Raw genomic sequence first — 17,068 nt, 5'->3', positions numbered from 1 at the left:
GGCTCGGCGGCCGACGCGCGCTCCGGGGAGAATGCGAACAGCCACACCCTCCGACTCTCTGCGGGAACCCCGGGGGGTTCCCTTTGCTCAGAAGTCTAGAGGGTGTGGCTGGATCAACGCTGAGTCCGCCTCGGCCTCAGCCGTTGATCTTCGCGAGGATGAGCTCCTTGGCCTTGCCGGCGTCGGCCTGACCGCGGGTGGCCTTCATGATCGGCCCCATGAGCGCGCCGATGGCCTGCATCTTCCCGCCCCTGATCTTCTCGACGACGTCGGGGTTGCCGGCGATCGCCTCGTCGACGGCGGCCTCGAGCGCACCGGTGTCCTCGACGATCTCGAGACCGCGGGCCGACATCACCTCGGCAGGGTCGCCCTCACCGTCCGCGACTCCGGCGAGGACCTCCTTCGCCAGCCGGTCGTTGAGCTTGCCGTCGGCGAGCAGAGCCGTGAGACCGGCGACCTGGGCCGGAGTGACGAGCTCCGTCGGGTGGATCTCACGCTGGTTGGCGAGTCTCGCGACCTCACCGGTCCACCATTTCCGGGCGGCAGCCGAAGGCGCCCCGGCGGTGACGGTGTCCTCGATGGCCTCGAGGAGGCCGGCGTTGACGATGTCGCGCATCTCGAGGTCGGAGAAGCCCCATTCGGCGGTCAGCCGGCGGCGCTTCTGGGCGGGCAGCTCGGGCAGCGACTCCTTGATCTCGGCGACCCAGTCGCGGGAGGGCACGAGCGGGACGAGGTCCGGCTCCGGGAAGTACCGGTAGTCGTCGGCGTCGGACTTCAGGCGCCCCGAGGTCGTCTCACCGGTGTCCTCATGGAAGTGGCGGGTCTCCTGGACGACCTTCTCACCGGCGTCGAGGACCGTGGCCTGGCGGGCGATCTCGTAGCGCACGGCGCGTTCGATCGAGCGGAACGAGTTGACGTTCTTCGTCTCCGTGCGGGTGCCCAGCGGTGCCTCGGGGCTCTCCCGCAGCGAGACGTTGACGTCGGCGCGGACGTTGCCCTGCTCCATCCGCGCCTCGGAAACGCCGAGGGCGCGGAAGATGTCGCGCAGGGTCCGGACGTAGGCGGCGGCCACCTCGGCGGCCCGCTCCCCCGTGCCCGTGATCGGGTGGGTGACGATCTCGACGAGCGGCACCCCCGCCCGGTTGTAGTCGACGAGCGAGTGGTCGGCTCCGTGGATGCGGCCGGTCGCCCCGCCCACGTGCGTGTTCTTGCCCGCGTCCTCCTCCATGTGGGCGCGTTCGACGGGGATCGTGAACTGGGTGCCGTCCTCGAGTTCGACCTCGACCTGTCCCTCGGAGGCGATGGGCTCATCGGACTGGCTCGTCTGGAAGTCCTTGGGCACGTCCGGGTAGAAGTAGTTCTTCCGGGCGAAACGGCAGGATTCGGCGATCTCGCAGCCGAGCGCCAGACCGATCCTGATCGCGTACTCGACGCCCTTGGCGTTGACGACGGGCAAGGAGCCGGGCAGACCGAGCGAGGTCGGGGTGATGTTCGAGTTCGGTCCGCCGCCGAAGGTGTTCGGGGCCGCGTCGAACATCTTCGTCGCGGTGCCGAGCTCGACGTGGACCTCGATGCCGATGACCGGATCGTACTTGGTGATCGCCTCTTCGTACTTCACTTGGTCAGTCCTTCCGCAAGGGTGTCGAGGACACGGGATCCGGCGGCTTCGAGAGCGGCCTCGAGGGGGCCGGCGACGGCGTACATCCGCCGGTCCTCACGCGCCGGGGCGAGCACCTGGAAGCCGACGGGCAGACCGTCGGCGAGGCCGGCGGGCAGGGAGAGGCCCGGGATGCCGGCGAGGTTCGCCGGCAGGGTCGCGACGTCGCCGAGGTAGAGGGCCATCGGGTCGGAGGCGGACTCCGCCCCGAACTTCAGAGCCGTCGTCGGGGCCGTCGGCGAGACGAGGACGTCGACGGATTCGAAGGCCTTCGCGAAGTCCCGCTGGACGAGGGTGCGGATCTTCTGCGCCGACCCGTAGTAGGCGTCGTAGTATCCGGCCGAGAGCGCGTACGTGCCGAGGATGATGCGGCGCTTGACCTCCGCGCCGAAGCCGGCGGCACGGGTCGCGGCCATGACGGTCTCCGCGGTCACCGGTCCCTCGGTCGGTTCGACGCGCAGACCGTAGCGCATGCCGTCGTAGCGGGCGAGGTTCGAGGACACCTCGGAAGGCATGATGAGGTAGTACGCGTCGAGCGCGTAGGAGATCGAGGGCACGTCGACCTCGATGATCTCCGCACCCGCGGCAGCGGCGACGTCGAGGGCTGCGGTGAACGCGTCGCGGACCCCGGCGTCGTAGCCGTCGCCGATGAGCTGCTTGATGACACCGAGCTTCTTGCCCTTGAGCGTTCCGTTCTGCGCGAGCGCGACGAAGTCGTCGACCGGGTCGGGCAGCGAGGTCGAGTCGAGCGGGTCGTGTCCGGCGAGCAACATGTGCAGGGCTGCGGCATCGGCGACGCTGCGGCCCATCGGGCCGACCTGGTCGAGGCTCGAGGCCATCGCGATGATGCCGTAGCGCGAGATCGACCCGTAGGTGGGCTTGACGCCGACCGTGCCGGTGAAGGCGGCGGGCTGGCGCACGGAACCACCGGTGTCGGTGCCCACCGACAGCGGGGCCTGGAAGCCGGCGAGCGCGGCGGCCGCACCGCCGGAGGAGCCGCCGGGGACGTGCTCGAGGTTCCACGGGTTGCGGGTCGTGCCGAAGGCCGAGTGCTCGGTCGTCGAGCCCATCGCGAACTCGTCGAGGTTCGTCTTGCCGAGGACCGGCAGGCCCGCGGCCCTGACCTTGAGGTGGACGGTCGATTCGTACGGGGGAACCCAGTTCTCGAGGATCTTCGAGGCCGCGGTCGTGCGCACGCCCTCGGTGACGACGAGGTCCTTGAGGGCGACGGGCACACCGGCGAGGGCGTGGAGGTCCTCACCGCGGCTGCGCCGGTCGTCGACGTCCTTGGCGGTCGCCAGGGCGAGGTCGTCGGTGACGGTGATGAAGGAGCCGAAGTCCTCCTCGGTGTCGCGGATGCGGTCGAGGTGGGCCCGAGTGACCTCAACGGAGGAGAACTCGCCGGATGTCAGACCTGCGGCGAGTTCGAGGGCGCTCTTGGCGATGAGTTCGCTCATCATTCCTCCCCGAGGATCTGGGGGACGAGGAACTTGTCGTCGGCTGCGGCCGGAGCGGCGGCGAGCGCCTGCTCGCTCGTCAGGGTCGCACCGACCTCGTCGGGACGGAGCACGTTCGACAGGGCGATCGGGTGGCTCGTGGCCGGAACGTCGTCACCGACGACCTCGTTGACCCGCGCGACGTTCTCGAGGATCGTCGAGAGATCGCCGGCGAGTGCGGCCAGTTCGTCTTCGCTCATGGCGATCCGCGACAGCGACGCCAAGTGCGCCACCTGTTCGGGGGTGATTGCGGAGGACTCCGTCATTCCCTGCCTTTCATCGTCGTTCAACACTGCGCTCCAGTCTAATGTCTCAGCCCGCGCCCACCGGCACGCTGTGACCGTGACCCGTCCCTCGCCGAGGCGGCTGTGCTCACTCCGCGAAGACCGGCGGTCGACTCGTCACCGTCACCGGCGGCAGCCCGGCGGCATCGACCGGTTCGACGCGCACGAGCGTCGACAGCGCCGCGGGCCCCTGCGCGAGCCGGGACGTCCCGTGGTCAGCCGTGAGGACATTGGGGTTGCCGTGGATCTCGAGCGAGGCGGGGTCGGTCGGGTCCGCGGCCTCGTACCAGGCTCCTGCGGAGAGCTGGATGACGCCGGGGCTGATGTCCGCGCTCAGTGCGGCCCCGGCCAGGCACGCGCCCCGGGAGTTGACGATGCGGACGACGTCGCCGTCGGCGATGCCGCGGGCTGCGGCGTCGGCGGGGTTGAGGCGGCAGGGTTCGCGTCCGGCGATCTTCGCCGCCTGGCTCGTCCCACCCGTGTCGAGCTGGCTGTGGAGGCGCTGTCCCGGCTGGTTGGACACGAGATGCAGCGACCCGGCCGGGGCGTCGGCGGCGCCGAGCCACTCGGTCGGGGGCAGCCACGCGGGGTGTCCGGGGCAGTCGTCGTAGCCGAAGGCGTCGATGGTCTCGGAGAAGAGCTCGATCCGTCCCGACGGGGTCGACAGCGGGTGGCCTGCCGGGTCGGCGCGGAAGTCCGCGAGGAGCACCGTGCTGCCCTGCGGGACGTCGACTCCCCCGTCGGCCCAGAACGTGGCGAAGTCGGGCAGCGCGATGTCGTGGTCGGCAGCGGCCTGCCGGGTGCGCGTGTAGAGGTGTGCGATCCACTCCATCTCGGTCCGGCCCGCGGTGAAGGACTCGTGCGTGCCGACCCGGGCCGCGAGTGCTGAGAAGATGTCCCAATCGGCGCGGGCCGCGTGGCGGGGACTCAGTGCCCGGTGCATGGCGACGATGCGCTTGTCCCCCGAGGCGGCGCCGAGGTCGTTGCGCTCAAGGGTCGTCGTCGCGGGCAGGACGATGTCGGCCTGCCGGGCCGTGGCCGTCCAGAAGGGTTCGTGGACGACGATCGTCTCCGGCCGCTGCCATCCGCGGCGCAGCCGGTTGAGGTCCTGATGGTGGTGGAAGGGGTTCCCGCCCGCCCAGTAGACGAGGCGGGTGTCGGGATACGTCCGCCGCTCGCCGTTGAACTCGTAGTCCTCACCGGGGTGGAGGAGCATGTCGGCGATCCGGGCGGCCGGGATCGGCGCGGTCACCGGGTTCTCCCCGACGGGCAGGCGCGGCGCGGGGAACGGGTACTGCCAGTTGCCCATCGTCCCTGCGGCCCCGTACCCGAATCCGAATCCCGCCCCGGGCAGGCCGATCTGTCCGAGCATCGCCGCGAGCGCGAGCGCCGCCCAGTACGGCTGCTCCCCGTGGTCGGCGCGCTGCAGCGACCAGGCGACGGAGATCATCGTCGTCGTGCCCGCCATCTCACGGGCCAGTTCGCGGATCGTCTCCGCGGGGATCCGGGTGATCCCGGCCGCCCAGTCCGCGTCCTTGGCGATGCCGTCGCTCTCACCGAGGAGGTAGGGGCCGAAGCGCTCCCACCCGACGCAGCGGGTGGTGAGGAACTCCTCGTCGTGGAGGTTCTCGGCCAGCAGCGTGTGGGCGAGTCCGAGCATGAGCGCGGTGTCCGTGTTCGGTCGCACCGGCAGCCACTGCGGATCGAGGAAATCGGGGGCGTCGTCCCTGAGCGGGGAGACGGAGACGAACCGGCAGCCGTTGTCGTGGGTGGCCCGCAGCCGGTCGGGGATCGGGTGGTCGGAGAGTCCTCCGGATTCGAGCTGCGTGTTCTTCAGCGCGATCCCGCCGAACATCACCCACAGCCGGGTGTGCTCGGAGACGACGTCCCAGCTGCTGAGCCGACCGTTGGCGAACTGGGCGGGCCCGAGGACGTGCGGGAGGATCATCGCCGCCGCACCGAAGCTGTAGTTGCCGACCTGCGAGGTGTGTCCGCCGAAGGCGTTGAGGAACCGGTGGAGCTGGGTGCGCGCGTGGTGGAAACGACCCGCGCTCGCCCAGCCGTAGGACCCGCCGAAGATCGCCGCGTTCCCGTGCTCGCCGCGCACGCGCTCGAGTTCCCCGGCGACGAGGTCGAGGGCCTCATCCCAGTCGATCTCGACGAAGGGCTCGGCGCCGCGCAGATCGGTTCTGCGCTCATCGGTTCTGCGCTCATCGGTGCGGCGGGTCTCGGGTTCGCCCCGGCCCTGGCGCTCGGCGCGCACTGCGGTGAGCCAGGAGCGTCGCACGGCGGGTCTGCGCACCCGCAGGTCGGAGTCGACGGAGTCGGCGAAGTCGTGGATGAGCCGGCTCGGTCGGGCATCGGTGTCGGGTGGAACCACCTCGACGAGGGTGTCGTCGTCGACGACTGCTGTGAAGGACCCCCAGTGCGAACTGTGCGGAACAGTGCTCATGGGGTCCTCTCTATCACACGCTCACGCGCTCGGGCCAGGTTCTCTCACCGCGGATGTAGCCGGCCATGTCGCCGAGGACGCGGTCGGCGTCGGCCTGGGTGAACTCGCCGGCGCGCACCCCTGCCTGGAGGTCCGCGGCGAGTTCGGTGATCCGCGCTTCGACCGACTCTCCTCCCGTCCCGGCGGCCAGCGTGAGGTTCGGTGACGTCGCGGCCGTGACGGCGGCGTCGGCGGTGCGCGGGGCGAGCGCGAGCGGTTCGGGTCTCTCGAGTCCCTCACCGCGCTCGGCGCTGCCGAGCAGTCCCCCGCTCCACGGTTCGCCCTGCTCCTGCGGAGACTCGGCCGCCGCGGTCGGCGCCGTGCTGCGCTTGGTGTGGTGGTCAGGGCTGAGGACGAAGTCGGCGAGACCCGCTCCCAGAGGTGCCGCGGTGAGAACTGCTGCCAGAGCGACCGCGGTGCCGGCGATCAAGCGGGGGAATGCCTTCATGGCTCCCACTCTGCCAAACCATTCTGTCCCCATTCTCCGCTCCGCCTGAGACGTTCCTGGTCTCAGGCAAGGGACCCGGTCGCCAGCAGCGTCCGGAAGCCGTCTTCGTCGAGCACGGGCACACCGAGCGATTCGGCCTTCTCGAGCTTCGAGCCGGCGTTCTCCCCGGCGACGACGTAGTCGGTCTTCTTCGACACGGAACTCGCAGCTTTGCCGCCGGCGGCGAGGATCGCCTCCTTGATGCCGTCGCGGGTGAACGTGCTCAGCGACCCGGTGGCGACGATCGTCAGCCCGGCCAGGGTCTGCGGCGCGGTCTCACCGACCTCGTCCTCCATCCGGACTCCGGCGGCGCTCCACCGGTCGACGATCTCGCGGTGCCAGTCGACGGCGAACCAGTCGCGGATGCTCGCCGCGATCGTCTCCCCGATCCCGTCGACGGCGGAGAGCTCCTCGAGGCTCGCCTCGCGGATGGCGTCGAGGGAGTGGAAGTGGGCGGCAAGCGTCCGCGCGGCAGTCGGTCCGACGTGGCGGATCGAGAGCGCCACGAGCACCCGCCACAGGTCCTGGTCGCGGGCCTTGTCGAGTTCGGCGAAGAGCTTCTTCGTGTTCTGGCTCGGGGCACTCGGCTTCTTCGCCGTCCCCCGGGTGAAGAAGTACGGGACGAGCTCCCGCTCCCCCGTCTCGACGCCCTTGACGCGCTTGTTGCGCCAGATCTTCACATCGGCGAGGTCGTCGGGGGTGAGGTCGAAGAGTCCGGCCTCCGAGGACAGCGGCGGGGTCTCGGGTTCGGCGGGCGCGGTGAGCGCGAGGGCGGCCTCCTCGCCGAGGGCTTCGATGTCGAAGGCGGCCCGGGAGGCGAGGTAGAAGATCCGGTTCGTCACCTGCGCTGGGCACGACTGCGCGTTCGGGCAGCGGACGTCCTTGTCGCCCTCCTTCTGCTCGCCGAGGAGGGTCCCGCAGGACGGGCAGTGCGTGGGCATGACGAATTCGCGTTCGGATCCGTCGCGGGCGGCGACGACGGGGCCGAGCACCTCGGGGATGACGTCTCCGGCCTTGCGCAGGGTGACGGTGTCGCCGATGAGCACGCCCTTGCGCTTGACTTCGTAGCCGTTGTGCAGCGTTGCGCGTTCGACGGTGGAGCCGGCGACGGTGACGGGTTCCATCACCGCGAACGGCGTGACCCGGCCGGTGCGTCCCACTTGCACCTGGATGTCGAGGAGCTTCGTCGTCACCTCCTCGGGCGGGTACTTGAACGCCGTCGCCCAGCGCGGTGCCCGTGAGGTGTAGCCGAGGGCCTCCTGGACGGCGAAGTCGTCGATCTTGACGACGATGCCGTCGATCTCGTGGGAGACGTCGTGGCGGTGCTCACCGTAGTAGGCGATGAACTCCTCGATCTCCTCGACGGTCTCGAGGACCTTGTAGTACTCGCTGATCGGCAGCCCCCACGAGCGGAACTGCTCGTAGACCTCAGACTGCTCCTTCGGCTCCGGGTGCGAGGCGTCGGCGGGCGTCCACGCGGCGATGCCGTGGACGAGCATGTGCAGCGGACGGCTCGCCGTGACCGCCGGGTCCTTCTGCCGCAGCGATCCGGCGGCGGAGTTGCGGGGATTGGCGAACGGGGGCTTGCCCTCGGCGACGAGCTGCGCGTTGAGTTCGGCGAAGGCTTCGACGGGGAAGAACACCTCCCCGCGGATCTCCACCTCGGCGGGCGGGAACTCCGTGTCGAGGTGCTGCGGGATGTCGGAGATAGTCCGGACGTTCGCGGTGATGTCCTCGCCGATGCGCCCGTCGCCGCGGGTCGCGGCGCGGACGAGTTCGCCGTCCCGGTAGAGGAGGTTGACGGCGAGTCCGTCGATCTTGAGTTCGCAGAGGAACTTCGACTCAGCGCTCACCGCGCCGCTGACCCTGTGGTACCACTCGCGCAGCTCGGCGAAGTCGAAGACGTTGTCGAGGCTGTACATGCGCCCGATGTGCGTGACCGGGGAGAACGTCGTCGTGTCGACGGATCCGCCGACGGTCTGCGTGGGCGAGGAGTCGGTGACGAGCTCCGGGTACTTCTCCTCGAGCGCTTCGAGCCGGCGGGAGAGCTCGTCGTATTCGGCGTCGGAGACGAGCGGCGAGTCGTCCTTGTAGTAGGCGGCGCGATGCGACTCGATCTGCTCGGCGAGTGCGGCGTGAGCCTTCGCCCGGGCAGCGGCGTCCTGCAGGTCCAAGGTGTCGTCCATGGTCGTGTCTCCGTCTCGCTGTGTCTGGCTCATCTATCCCTCCGTCAGGGCTCGCCGCAGTCCTGCCGCCAGCCGCATCGCCGGCTCATCGGCGCGGTCCGGCGTCGCCGCCGGAGCGAGCAGCGGCGGGTGCCCCAGCGGCAGCTCCTCTCCCGTGAGCACGCCGAAGCCCGCGAGGCTCGCGGCACCCATGCCGACCCGCTGCCACGGTTCGGCGATGCGGTCGAGCCACTGCCGCACGTCACCGGGTCGGGAACCGGCGTCGGCGGGCAGGCGGATCCATGTGCCGACTCCCGCCTCGGCGAGGATCGCCAGCTGCTCCCATCCTGCTGCCCTCAGACTAGCCAACGGCACGGACACGGCGCCGGCACCGGTGGAGCGGACCACCTCGGCGGCGGGGATCTCCTTGCCGCGCAGCCGCAGGGGCGCGAGGTCGGGCAGGCTGAGCAGGGACGGCGGCAGGTGCCCGAAGGTCGAGGTCAGCGCCGCGTGGACCTGTGTCTCGCTGATCGCGGGCAGGCTCGCGAAGCCGGAGACGGTGGGCCAGGTGCCGGTGAGGACGGGGTCGAGGCGCATCTCGGCGAAGCGGATGACGGTGCGCAGCCCGAGCCTGCGCAGCCGTTCGGTGAGGCCGGCGATGCCGAAGGCGTAGGCCTGGACGACGTCGCGGCGGGCTCCGGCGTCGCCGAGGACGCGGGCGCCCGAGGGCAGGCTGAGCGCGGTGACGAGCGTCCAGGGTCCCGGCAGGGACACCTGCACGGCACCGGGGAAGCCCTCGCCGTATTCGGCGACGGCGTCGAGGGCTTCGCCGAGCCCGGAGGACTCGAGACGCTCGTCCCGTCCCGCCGCGGCCGTCAGCCTCCACCCGTAGGACGCGCGGTCGACGTGGAGGTCGGTGAGCAGGCCGACGGCGCGGCCGATCGCGTCGGCGCCCCACCGGTCCCCGGAGCGGTGGGCGATGAGCGGGACGGGAGGCAGGCCCGAGGCGAGGACGTCGAAGCCCGCCGAGGCGGCCCGCCGGGAGACGTCACCGGGCCGGGACGCGGCGGCCGGGTCGGAGCCGCCGAGACTGTCCCCACCGGGAATCCACACCGACGTCGTCGTCGCCGACGGAGTGAGTGACTGCGTCTCAGCGGTGCCTGCGGCTGCGGGGGATTCCGAAGACGTCGACATAGAATCCGAACTCGCTTTCCAGGGAATCGATGATGGTCTCGGTGCGGACGAAGCCGTGGGATTCGCCCTTGTACAGACGGTAAATGTACTCCACTCCGGCCAGTCGGAGCATGTCGACGAACTCCTGCGCCTGATTGGGCGGGACGATCGGGTCGCGGTCGCCCTGCATGATCGCCACGGGCACCCTGATGTCGCTCGTGCGGTGGATCGGCGAGCGGGAGAAGAGCGCGTCCTGCGCCTCGGGCCAGGGGCCGACGAGACCGTCGACGTAGTGCCTCTCGAAGTCGTGGGTGTCGATGACGAACCGCATGAGGTCGGTGACCCCGAAGTACGAGGTGCCGCACGCGAAGACATCGGAGCTGATGAGCGCCGACAGCGCCGTCCAGCCCCCCGCCGAACCGCCGGAGATCGCGATCCGCAGCGGGTCGGCCAGTCCCGCATCGATGAGTCCCTCGACGGCAGAGACGATGTCGGCGACGTCGACGATCCCCCACTGTCCGCGCAGGCGCTCGCGCCAGGCGCGGCCGAAGCCCGTCGACCCGCCGTAGTTGACCTCCATGACGCCGATGCCGCGGGAGGCGAAGAAGCTCATCCGCGCCGACATGTCCGCCGTCGCCTGCCCGGTCGGTCCGCCGTGGGCGATGACGACGTAGGGAGGGCGCTCCCGGTCGAGGGCGATGAAGCGGGGATTGTGGGGCTCATGGAGGACGACGGGGACGCCGCCGAGGACCGTCGTGCGCGGGTGCGCGTAGTAGTCGTCGTGGGCGTCGAGCCGCTCCGTCGCGATCTCCGTGAACGCCCCGGTCACCCGGTCGACGGCGATGAGCGCGCCCGCGCAGTCCGGTGACTTCGCGGTGAGCAGGACGTGGGTGCGGCCGAGATCGTGGAGTTCGATGCTGCCCAGCGTCGCGATCTCCTCGACGACCCGCGCCGAGGCGGCGGTGGCGCTGGCGTCCCCGACGGGAGTGGCGGCAGCGTCGTCGCGCGCCCGCACGAGGGCGGCCATGTCCGACTGCGCGTGCGCCCACACCTCGGCGCCGTCACCGAGGTGCCACAGCGCCCCGAGCTGCCACAGCGGTCCGCCGATCTCGGTTCCCGTGTCGAGGACGGGACTGAGGTCGGTCACGGAGAGGTCGACCGCCTCGGCGGCAGACGACCCCGCCACCCCGCTGAGGTCGAGTTCGTAGAGGGCCCAGTGCCCCTGATGGTCCGAGCACAGCCGCAGCGTCGTCGGTCCGCTGAACTCCGGCTGGAGGAGGGCCACCTCACTGCCGTGGAGGACGGCGGCGACGGTCGGGTCGCCCCCGGTGCCGAGGTCGACGACCCACAGGCTCGTCTCATCCCACGGCATGTGCGGGTGCTCCCACCCGATGAAGGTGAGAAGTCGGCCGTCGGCCGAGATCCGCGGCCACGCCATGAAGTGCGCCTGCGTCGCGAGCTCCCGCATCGTCCCGAAGCGGGTGATGAGCACGATCGAGCGCCGCCGCACCGTCGATCGGCAGTCCTCGCGCACGCAGAGCAGCCCCCACGGGGTCATGTGGAGGTCACCGTAGCGGATGAGACCCGAGGTCTCGGGGGTGAGCGCGTGCGGCGACCGGCCGGGGATGAGCTGCCAGACGCGCTGGTCGGCGGCGTTGACGAAGTAGACGATGTCGCTGTCGGGGTCGAGCGCCCAGGCCCCGCCGCCGTATTCGTGGACGGCCGAGCGGATGTTGAACGGCTCCGGCAGGATCCGCTCCCCCGGCCCCGGGTGCGACAGGGAGGTGCGGACGAGTCCCGTCCGGGAGTTCTCGGCGGCGAACTTCGCCGAATAGTAGACGTGCTCGCCGCGGAAGGCGGCTTCGAAGATCGGGGCTGCCCCGGTGGCGACCTCCGCTGCGCTCAGCGGCGAGGACCACGTGCCGTACGGCGCGGTGACGACGTCCTGGGGCGATTCCTTCATTCCCCCAGGCTACCGCCCATAGCGGGCCCGTCACCGGTGGGCGTCACCGGTGCGCATCACCGCGCGCCGAGGCGGTCCCTGGCGGTGACGTCGATCGTGGCCTGACCGAGGACGCGGGTGCCGCGGTAGACGACCATCGTCTGTCCCGGGGCGACACCGGAGAGCTCCTCGGCGACGTCGACGTGGAGGAGCTGGCCGGCGGGCCGGGCCGCCGGCACCGCGGCCTCGTGGGCGGGCACCTCGGTGACGACGTCCCCGAGCCACGCGCGGGCGGGCACGGGGTCGGAGTGGGCGCGGATCTGGACCTCGCAGTCGATCCCCGTCTCCGGTGTGGTGCCGATGTCGGCGGGGGCGGGTCCGGCCCACGAGGTGCGGATGCCGGTGAGGTGGGAGACGCCGAGGTCGGCGCGGGAGCCGACGGTCACGGTGTTCGAGGCGGGGTCGAGACCGGTGACGAAGCGCGGCTTGCCGTCGGCGGCCGGCTTCTCGATGCCGAGCCCCTTGCGCTGGCCGATGGTGAAGGTCATCGCACCGTCGTGCTCTCCGAGGACTTCGCCCTCGCCGTCCTTGATGAGCCCCGGGCGCATCGGGATCTTGTCGGCCAGCCAGGCCTTCGTGTCGCCGTCGGGGATGAAGCAGATGTCGTAGGAGTCGGGCTTGTTCGCCACCGAGAAGCCGCGCTCGGCCGCCTCGGCGCGGACCTCGGCCTTCGAAGCGGTCGCTCCGATCGGGAAGTAGCAGTGCTCGAGCTGCTCGCCGGTGAGGACGCCGAGGACGTAGGACTGGTCCTTCGCGAGGTCCTCGCCGCGGTGGAGCTCGGGGCGGCCGGCGGCGTCGCGGACCACCTCGGCGTAGTGCCCGGTCGCGATCTGGTCGAAGCCGAGGGCGAGCGCCCGGTCGAGGAGGGCGGCGAACTTGATGCGCTCGTTGCAGCGCATGCACGGGTTCGGGGTGCGGCCGGCGGCGTACTCGGCGATGAAGTCATCGACGATGTCCTCCTTGAACCGCTCGGAGAAGTCCCACACGTAGAAGGGGATGCCGAGCATGCCCGCCACTCGGTGGGCGTCGCGGGAGTCCTCGATCGTGCAGCAGCCCCGCGAGCCGGTGCGCAGAGTGCCGGGCATCCGGGACAGGGCGAGGTGGACGCCGACGACCTCGTGGCCGGCGTCGACGGCACGGGCGGCGGCGACGGCGGAGTCGACTCCGCCGGACATCGCGACGAGGACCTTCATGCGCTCTCCTGACTCTCGTGGGCCGTCTGCCGCCAGCGCGGCGTCGCCGAGACCATGCCGGCCCGGCGGGCCTGGTCGACGACGGCGGGCAGCGCCTCGAGGAGCGCGTCGATGTCGGAGACGGCGGTGTCGTGGCCGACGGTGAAGCGCTGTGCGGAGCGGGCGACGTCCTCGCTCATGCCCGCGGCGAGGAGGACATGGGAAGGGCGGGAGACGCCGGCCGAGCAAGCCGATCCCGTCGACGTCGCGATCCCGCGGGCGTCGAGGCCGAAGAGCAGGGAGTCGCCCTCGCAGCCGGCGAACGTGAAGTGGGCGCTGCCGGGCAGACGGCCGGTCCCGCGGGGGCCCGACAGTGTCGCGCCCTCGATCGTCGCCTCGACACCGGCGATGAGGCGGTCGCGGAGGTCGGAGAACTTCGCGGCCCGCGAATCGAGGTCGGAGGTCGCGAGGTCGACGGCCGCGGCGAAGGCGACCGCGCCGGCGACGTCGAGGGTGCCCGAGCGCACGCTGCGCTCCTGACCGCCGCCGTGGAGGATCGGGGTGGGCGCGGCGGCGCGGTCGAGGAGGAGGGCGCCGATGCCGACGGGACCGCCGATCTTGTGCGCGGTGATCGTCATCGCCGTGGCCTCCAGTGCGGCGAAGTCGAGCGGGATCTGCCCGAGCGCCTGGACGGCGTCGATGTGGAACGGGATGCCGAGGTCCCGGGCGAGGCGACCGAGTTCGGCGATCGGCTGGATCGTGCCGATCTCGTTGTTCGCGGCCATGACCGACAGCAGCGCGGTCCGGTCGGGGTCGCGGCGCAACGCCGCCTCGGCGGCGGGCAGGTCGATCCGGCCGGTCTCGTCGACGTCGAGGAGGACGATCTCCGCGCCCTGGGACTCGAGCCAGTCGACGGAGTCGAGGATCGCGTGGTGCTCGATCGCCGAGGTGAGGACGAGGGGTCGGGCGGGCTCGGCGAAGCTGCCGTTGTTGCGGGAGAGGTAGAGGCCCTTGACGGCGAGGTTGTCGGCCTCCGTGCCGCCGGAGGTGAAGACGACCTCGGAGGAGCTCGTCGCCCCGAGTGCCCGGGCGATGTCGTCGCGGGCCGTCTCCAGCCGCATCCGCCCGGCCTGACCGACCGCGTGCAGCGACGACGGATTGGCCCGGCGGCTCAGCTCGGTCGTGTAGACGTCGAGCACCGCCTGGGGCATCGGCGAGGTCGCGGCATGGTCGAGATAGATCGGCACGTCGAGTATTTTAGGCGCTCGGGCCCGGCCCCGGCCAGGTTCCGTGCCCGATCTCACCCGCTTCCGTGCCCGATCTCACCCGGTTCCGCCGCTCGGAGCGGTCTTCGCCGCGGGGCCCTGCGGACTAAACTTGTCCGGGTGTTCACCGTTTTCACGCTCGTGCTCTATGCCGTCGCCGCCGTGCTCACCGTGTGGGCGATCGTCGAGACGATCCGCAACCGACCTGCGGGACCGCTGCTGCTCGGCTGCTCCGCACTCCTGCTCCTCCTCCTCATCGTCGAGCTCGTCATCTCGATCGCGACCTTCGGAGGCACCGACGGCGTCGACCCGCTCCTCTACTTCGGCTATGTCATCACCGCGATCCTCGTCATCGCGCTCGCCGGGTTCTGGGCGTTCGCGGAGCTGAGCAGGTGGGGTCCCGGCGTGCTCGCCGCCGCCGGGCTGACGGTGATCATCATGATCGAGAGAATGGACCAGATTTGGCTGTGAACAGACGCACTCGCCCGGCACCGCGCTCACCGTACTCGGCGATGCATTCGGGACCCGGTCGGGCCCTGACCGCGGTCTACGGGATCTTCGCGCTGTCGGCGACCGCGCGGGCCGGCTACCAGGTCATCCGCGAATTCGACGTCGCCCCGGTCGCCTACACGCTCTCCGTCATCGCCGCCGGCATCTACATCCTCGCGACGGTGTGCTTCGTCATCGGCAACCGGGTCACGCACCGCATCGCGATCGCCGCGTGCCTCATCGAGTTCGCCGGCGTCATCATCGTCGGCATCCTCAGCTTCACGCATCCCGAGGACTTCGCGAAGCCCTCGGTGTGGTCGAACTTCGGCTCAGGCTACGGCTTCATCCCGCTCGTGCTTCCCCTCATCGGCCTGTGGTGGCTGCTGCGGGTCGGCCGGCGGGTGCGCGAGGAGCAGACGGACCTCGTGTGATCTCCTCACTCGATCCGTGAGGAGAGGATGTCCCAGTCGGTGTTGAGTGCGGTGATCGTCTCCCCGTCCTTGAGCAGGACGTAGGGCTGGGCGGTGTCGACCTTGACGGTGTTGCCGTCCTTGTCGTTCGTCTTCACGGCCTCGATCGTGTCACCGAGGTCGACCGAGTAGTCCTCGGGCACCTTGATCGTCAGGGTGCAGCGGATCTCGCCCATGCCGAGCGCCCCGTTCTCCGTCGTCAGCGTCATCGACCCGAAGTCGAAGTCCTGGTACGGGGTGCATTCGACGGTAACGTCGTCGAAGCCGGAGTCCTCGTTGCGCAGGCCGCCGACGTAGTCCTGGAAGGACTTGAAGCCGCCCTGGTCGAGTCCGGAGACGATGCCGCCGTCGACCTTGCCGTCCTTGAGGAACGTCGAGATCTGGTCGGCTGCGGTCGCCATCTCCTCGGTGAACGCCTGCGGGGCAGGCTCGACCGCTCCGCTGCCGTCGGCGAGCAGGGTCGGGGCCTGATCGGCGGGAATGAAGACCGCGGTGCGCACGAGCGGCTGCACCGAGGCGGATTCCCGGGTGGCCAGCTGCACCTGCGTGAGCTTCTCGTCCCCGCCCGTCGTGCCGAGGGCGTAGAACCACATCGGATAGTCGGTGAAGGCAGGTCCGCCGGCGACGACCTCGGTGAAGTTCGGGGCGCGCAGGTTCTGCTTCGTCTTGTCCGCGATCTGGATCTGCGCACGGGTGCGGTCGATGAGCGGGGCGCCTTGGATCGCTTCGAGTCCCTCGCCCTTGTCGGCGAGGATCTTGTCGAGCGACTCCGTGTACGAGGTCATGAACTCCCCGGCCTCGCCCGGGCGCACAGCGGTGCGCTCGTAGGGGGTGACCTGCGGGGTGTCGGGCTGGGCGATGGGCAGCGCACCGCAGCCGGACAGCGCCAGGCCCGAAGCCAGCGAGATGCCGGCAGCCGCGCGCACGCGGGTGTTCCGGCGCCGAGGCGGAGCCGCAGGTTTCGCCGGCTCCGCGGTCGGACTCCCGGCCGGGTTCTCGCTGCCGGTCGGCGCGGTGTCCGCGGTCTCCTGCCCGGTCGCCGAGGCGGACTTCCGGGACTTCCGGCGGGGCGCCTCGGTGCTGGGGCGGCGCTCCTTGAGCTTGCCGGACTGCTTGCGCGGGCGGATCCGTCCGTTCCACCAGCGGAGGAAGAAGTACGCGGCGAAGCCGAAGGCGATGATCGCGGCGGCCAGGCCGATGAGGCTGAGCGCGAGCACACCGGCCACGCGCATCTTCAGCTGCACGGTCGTCCCGTCGAGGTTCTCCCCCGCCGTCGCCGGCGCGATGACGAGGACCTGCGGGTCGGCATCGAGGTCGAAGGTCTTCGACACGGTCGCCCCGGTCTCCGCGGATGTCCACCAATCCCTGCCGGCGATGTCCGCGGCGGGCGCCGGGTCACCGGGGATCGAGCGATGGGTCGCCTCGTTGGGGAAGTCGACGTCGCTGATCTGGACCTGGGAGACCCCGTCGAGGTAGCTCGCGGTGTCGACGCCGTTCGCGGTGCCGAGGAAGAGTTCCTTGCCGTCGGCGTTCGTCGCCTCGATGGTGACGTTCGTGCCGGAGAACGGCACGATCGCCTCGTCGAGGACGACGGCGTACGACCCGTCGGAGACTTCGAAGGCCGGGGTCTCGGTGACTTCGTCGGTGCCGACGACGGACATGGCAGAGGCCACCAGCACGGTCAGGATCACGCCGGTGATCGTGAACAGGATGGCGGTGGTGAGGCGGACTATCTGGTTCAGAACAATGCCCTCATCAGTTTGGTGCGTGCTTTGGCGACGGCCGGGTCATCGGGTCCGACGATCTCGAAGAGGTCGAGCACGCGCAGGCGCAGCGCCTCCTTCTCCGGTCCCGTGGACGTGCGGATGAGCGAGATCAGGCGGTCGAACGCCCCGGCCGGGTTGCCGCTGACGACCT

At 70.6% G+C, this 17,068-nt stretch carries 14 protein-coding genes; 2 read left to right on the top strand and 12 right to left on the bottom strand.

The genetic code is table 11. The annotated features are described in order from the left end of the window. Positions 1–136 precede the first annotated feature (136 nt). The 10 genes from gatB to ABD154_RS16320 all read right to left on the bottom strand — a co-directional run bounded on the left by gatB (position 137) and on the right by ABD154_RS16320 (position 14,174). The gene (gatB, locus tag ABD154_RS16365; RefSeq protein WP_211978983.1) at positions 137–1,618 is read right to left on the bottom strand and encodes an Asp-tRNA(Asn)/Glu-tRNA(Gln) amidotransferase subunit GatB; all 1,482 of its coding nucleotides are present in this window, start codon (positions 1,616–1,618) and stop codon (positions 137–139) included. Further along, entirely contained in the window at positions 1,615–3,114 is a 1,500-nt protein-coding gene (gene gatA, locus ABD154_RS16360) for an Asp-tRNA(Asn)/Glu-tRNA(Gln) amidotransferase subunit GatA (protein WP_211978982.1), read from the bottom strand. Before gatA ends, gatB begins: the two co-directional genes overlap by 4 nt. Next, entirely contained in the window at positions 3,114–3,419 is a 306-nt protein-coding gene (gene gatC / locus ABD154_RS16355; protein WP_137826078.1) for an Asp-tRNA(Asn)/Glu-tRNA(Gln) amidotransferase subunit GatC, read from the bottom strand. The genes gatA and gatC overlap by 1 nt, the downstream gene beginning before the upstream one ends. 106 nt (positions 3,420–3,525) lie before the next feature. Beyond that, positions 3,526–5,889: a molybdopterin-dependent oxidoreductase gene (locus ABD154_RS16350; RefSeq protein WP_344251672.1), complete on the bottom strand. Its 2,364-nt coding sequence runs from the start codon at positions 5,887–5,889 to the stop codon at positions 3,526–3,528. Positions 5,890–5,902: 13 nt separating this feature from the next. Continuing rightward, entirely contained in the window at positions 5,903–6,376 is a 474-nt protein-coding gene (locus ABD154_RS16345) for a hypothetical protein (RefSeq protein WP_211978980.1), read from the bottom strand. Between the two features lie 62 nt (positions 6,377–6,438). Then, positions 6,439–8,601 carry an NAD-dependent DNA ligase LigA gene (gene ligA / locus ABD154_RS16340; RefSeq protein WP_211978979.1) on the bottom strand — a complete coding sequence of 721 codons (2,163 nt, stop codon included), beginning with the start codon at positions 8,599–8,601 and terminating at the stop codon, positions 6,439–6,441. Between the two features lie 33 nt (positions 8,602–8,634). Next, the gene (locus ABD154_RS16335; protein WP_211978978.1) at positions 8,635–9,774 is read right to left on the bottom strand and encodes a uroporphyrinogen decarboxylase/cobalamine-independent methonine synthase family protein; all 1,140 of its coding nucleotides are present in this window, start codon (positions 9,772–9,774) and stop codon (positions 8,635–8,637) included. After that, the gene (locus ABD154_RS16330; protein WP_211978977.1) at positions 9,731–11,716 is read right to left on the bottom strand and encodes a S9 family peptidase; all 1,986 of its coding nucleotides are present in this window, start codon (positions 11,714–11,716) and stop codon (positions 9,731–9,733) included. Before ABD154_RS16330 ends, ABD154_RS16335 begins: the two co-directional genes overlap by 44 nt. Before the next feature lie 56 nt (positions 11,717–11,772). Then, positions 11,773–12,948, bottom strand: coding sequence for a tRNA 2-thiouridine(34) synthase MnmA (gene mnmA / locus ABD154_RS16325; protein WP_211978976.1), 1,176 nt, complete (start codon positions 12,946–12,948; stop codon positions 11,773–11,775). Continuing rightward, entirely contained in the window at positions 12,945–14,174 is a 1,230-nt protein-coding gene (locus tag ABD154_RS16320; RefSeq protein ID WP_211978975.1) for a cysteine desulfurase family protein, read from the bottom strand. Before ABD154_RS16320 ends, mnmA begins: the two co-directional genes overlap by 4 nt. Positions 14,175–14,312: 138 nt before the next feature. On the opposite strand from ABD154_RS16320, the gene ABD154_RS16315 reads away from it, so the two are divergent. Together ABD154_RS16315 and ABD154_RS16310 are read left to right on the top strand one after the other, a co-directional pair. Then, a complete protein-coding gene (locus ABD154_RS16315; protein ID WP_137826071.1) occupies positions 14,313–14,663 on the top strand; it encodes a hypothetical protein in 351 nt (116 codons plus the stop codon). Further along, positions 14,660–15,112 carry a hypothetical protein gene (locus ABD154_RS16310; protein WP_211978974.1) on the top strand — a complete coding sequence of 151 codons (453 nt, stop codon included), beginning with the start codon at positions 14,660–14,662 and terminating at the stop codon, positions 15,110–15,112. Before ABD154_RS16315 ends, ABD154_RS16310 begins: the two co-directional genes overlap by 4 nt. 5 nt (positions 15,113–15,117) lie before the next feature. Here ABD154_RS16310 and ABD154_RS16305 read toward each other — a convergent pair whose 3' ends face one another. Next, on the bottom strand, positions 15,118–16,842 hold the full coding sequence (locus ABD154_RS16305; protein WP_344251671.1) for a hypothetical protein: 1,725 nt from the start codon (positions 16,840–16,842) through the stop codon (positions 15,118–15,120). 47 nt (positions 16,843–16,889) lie between these two features. Beyond that, positions 16,890–17,018 (bottom strand): tetratricopeptide repeat protein, encoded by a 129-nt coding sequence (locus tag ABD154_RS16300; RefSeq protein WP_344251793.1) that lies wholly within the window; start codon positions 17,016–17,018, stop codon positions 16,890–16,892. Positions 17,019–17,068: the final 50 nt, after the last annotated feature.

Source organism: Brevibacterium sanguinis, assembly GCF_039528855.1.
Lineage (GTDB): Bacteria > Actinomycetota > Actinomycetes > Actinomycetales > Brevibacteriaceae > Brevibacterium > Brevibacterium sanguinis.
The sequence above is the reverse complement of the archived record's forward strand: the minus strand, read 5'-3'. Positions and strand labels throughout refer to the sequence as shown.

What these genes read in the sequence shown, in the direction of transcription:
- gatA (WP_211978982.1), bottom strand. Translation starts at nt 3,114, where the DNA reads ATGAGCGAACTCATCGCCAAGAGCGCCCTCGAACTCGCCGCAGGTCTG.
- gatC (WP_137826078.1), bottom strand. Translation starts at nt 3,419, where the DNA reads ATGACGGAGTCCTCCGCAATCACCCCCGAACAGGTGGCGCACTTGGCG.
- ABD154_RS16350 (WP_344251672.1), bottom strand. Translation starts at nt 5,889, where the DNA reads ATGAGCACTGTTCCGCACAGTTCGCACTGGGGGTCCTTCACAGCAGTC.
- ABD154_RS16345 (WP_211978980.1), bottom strand. Translation starts at nt 6,376, where the DNA reads ATGAAGGCATTCCCCCGCTTGATCGCCGGCACCGCGGTCGCTCTGGCA.
- ligA (WP_211978979.1), bottom strand. Translation starts at nt 8,601, where the DNA reads ATGGACGACACCTTGGACCTGCAGGACGCCGCTGCCCGGGCGAAGGCT.
- ABD154_RS16335 (WP_211978978.1), bottom strand. Translation starts at nt 9,774, where the DNA reads ATGTCGACGTCTTCGGAATCCCCCGCAGCCGCAGGCACCGCTGAGACG.
- ABD154_RS16330 (WP_211978977.1), bottom strand. Translation starts at nt 11,716, where the DNA reads ATGAAGGAATCGCCCCAGGACGTCGTCACCGCGCCGTACGGCACGTGG.
- mnmA (WP_211978976.1), bottom strand. Translation starts at nt 12,948, where the DNA reads ATGAAGGTCCTCGTCGCGATGTCCGGCGGAGTCGACTCCGCCGTCGCC.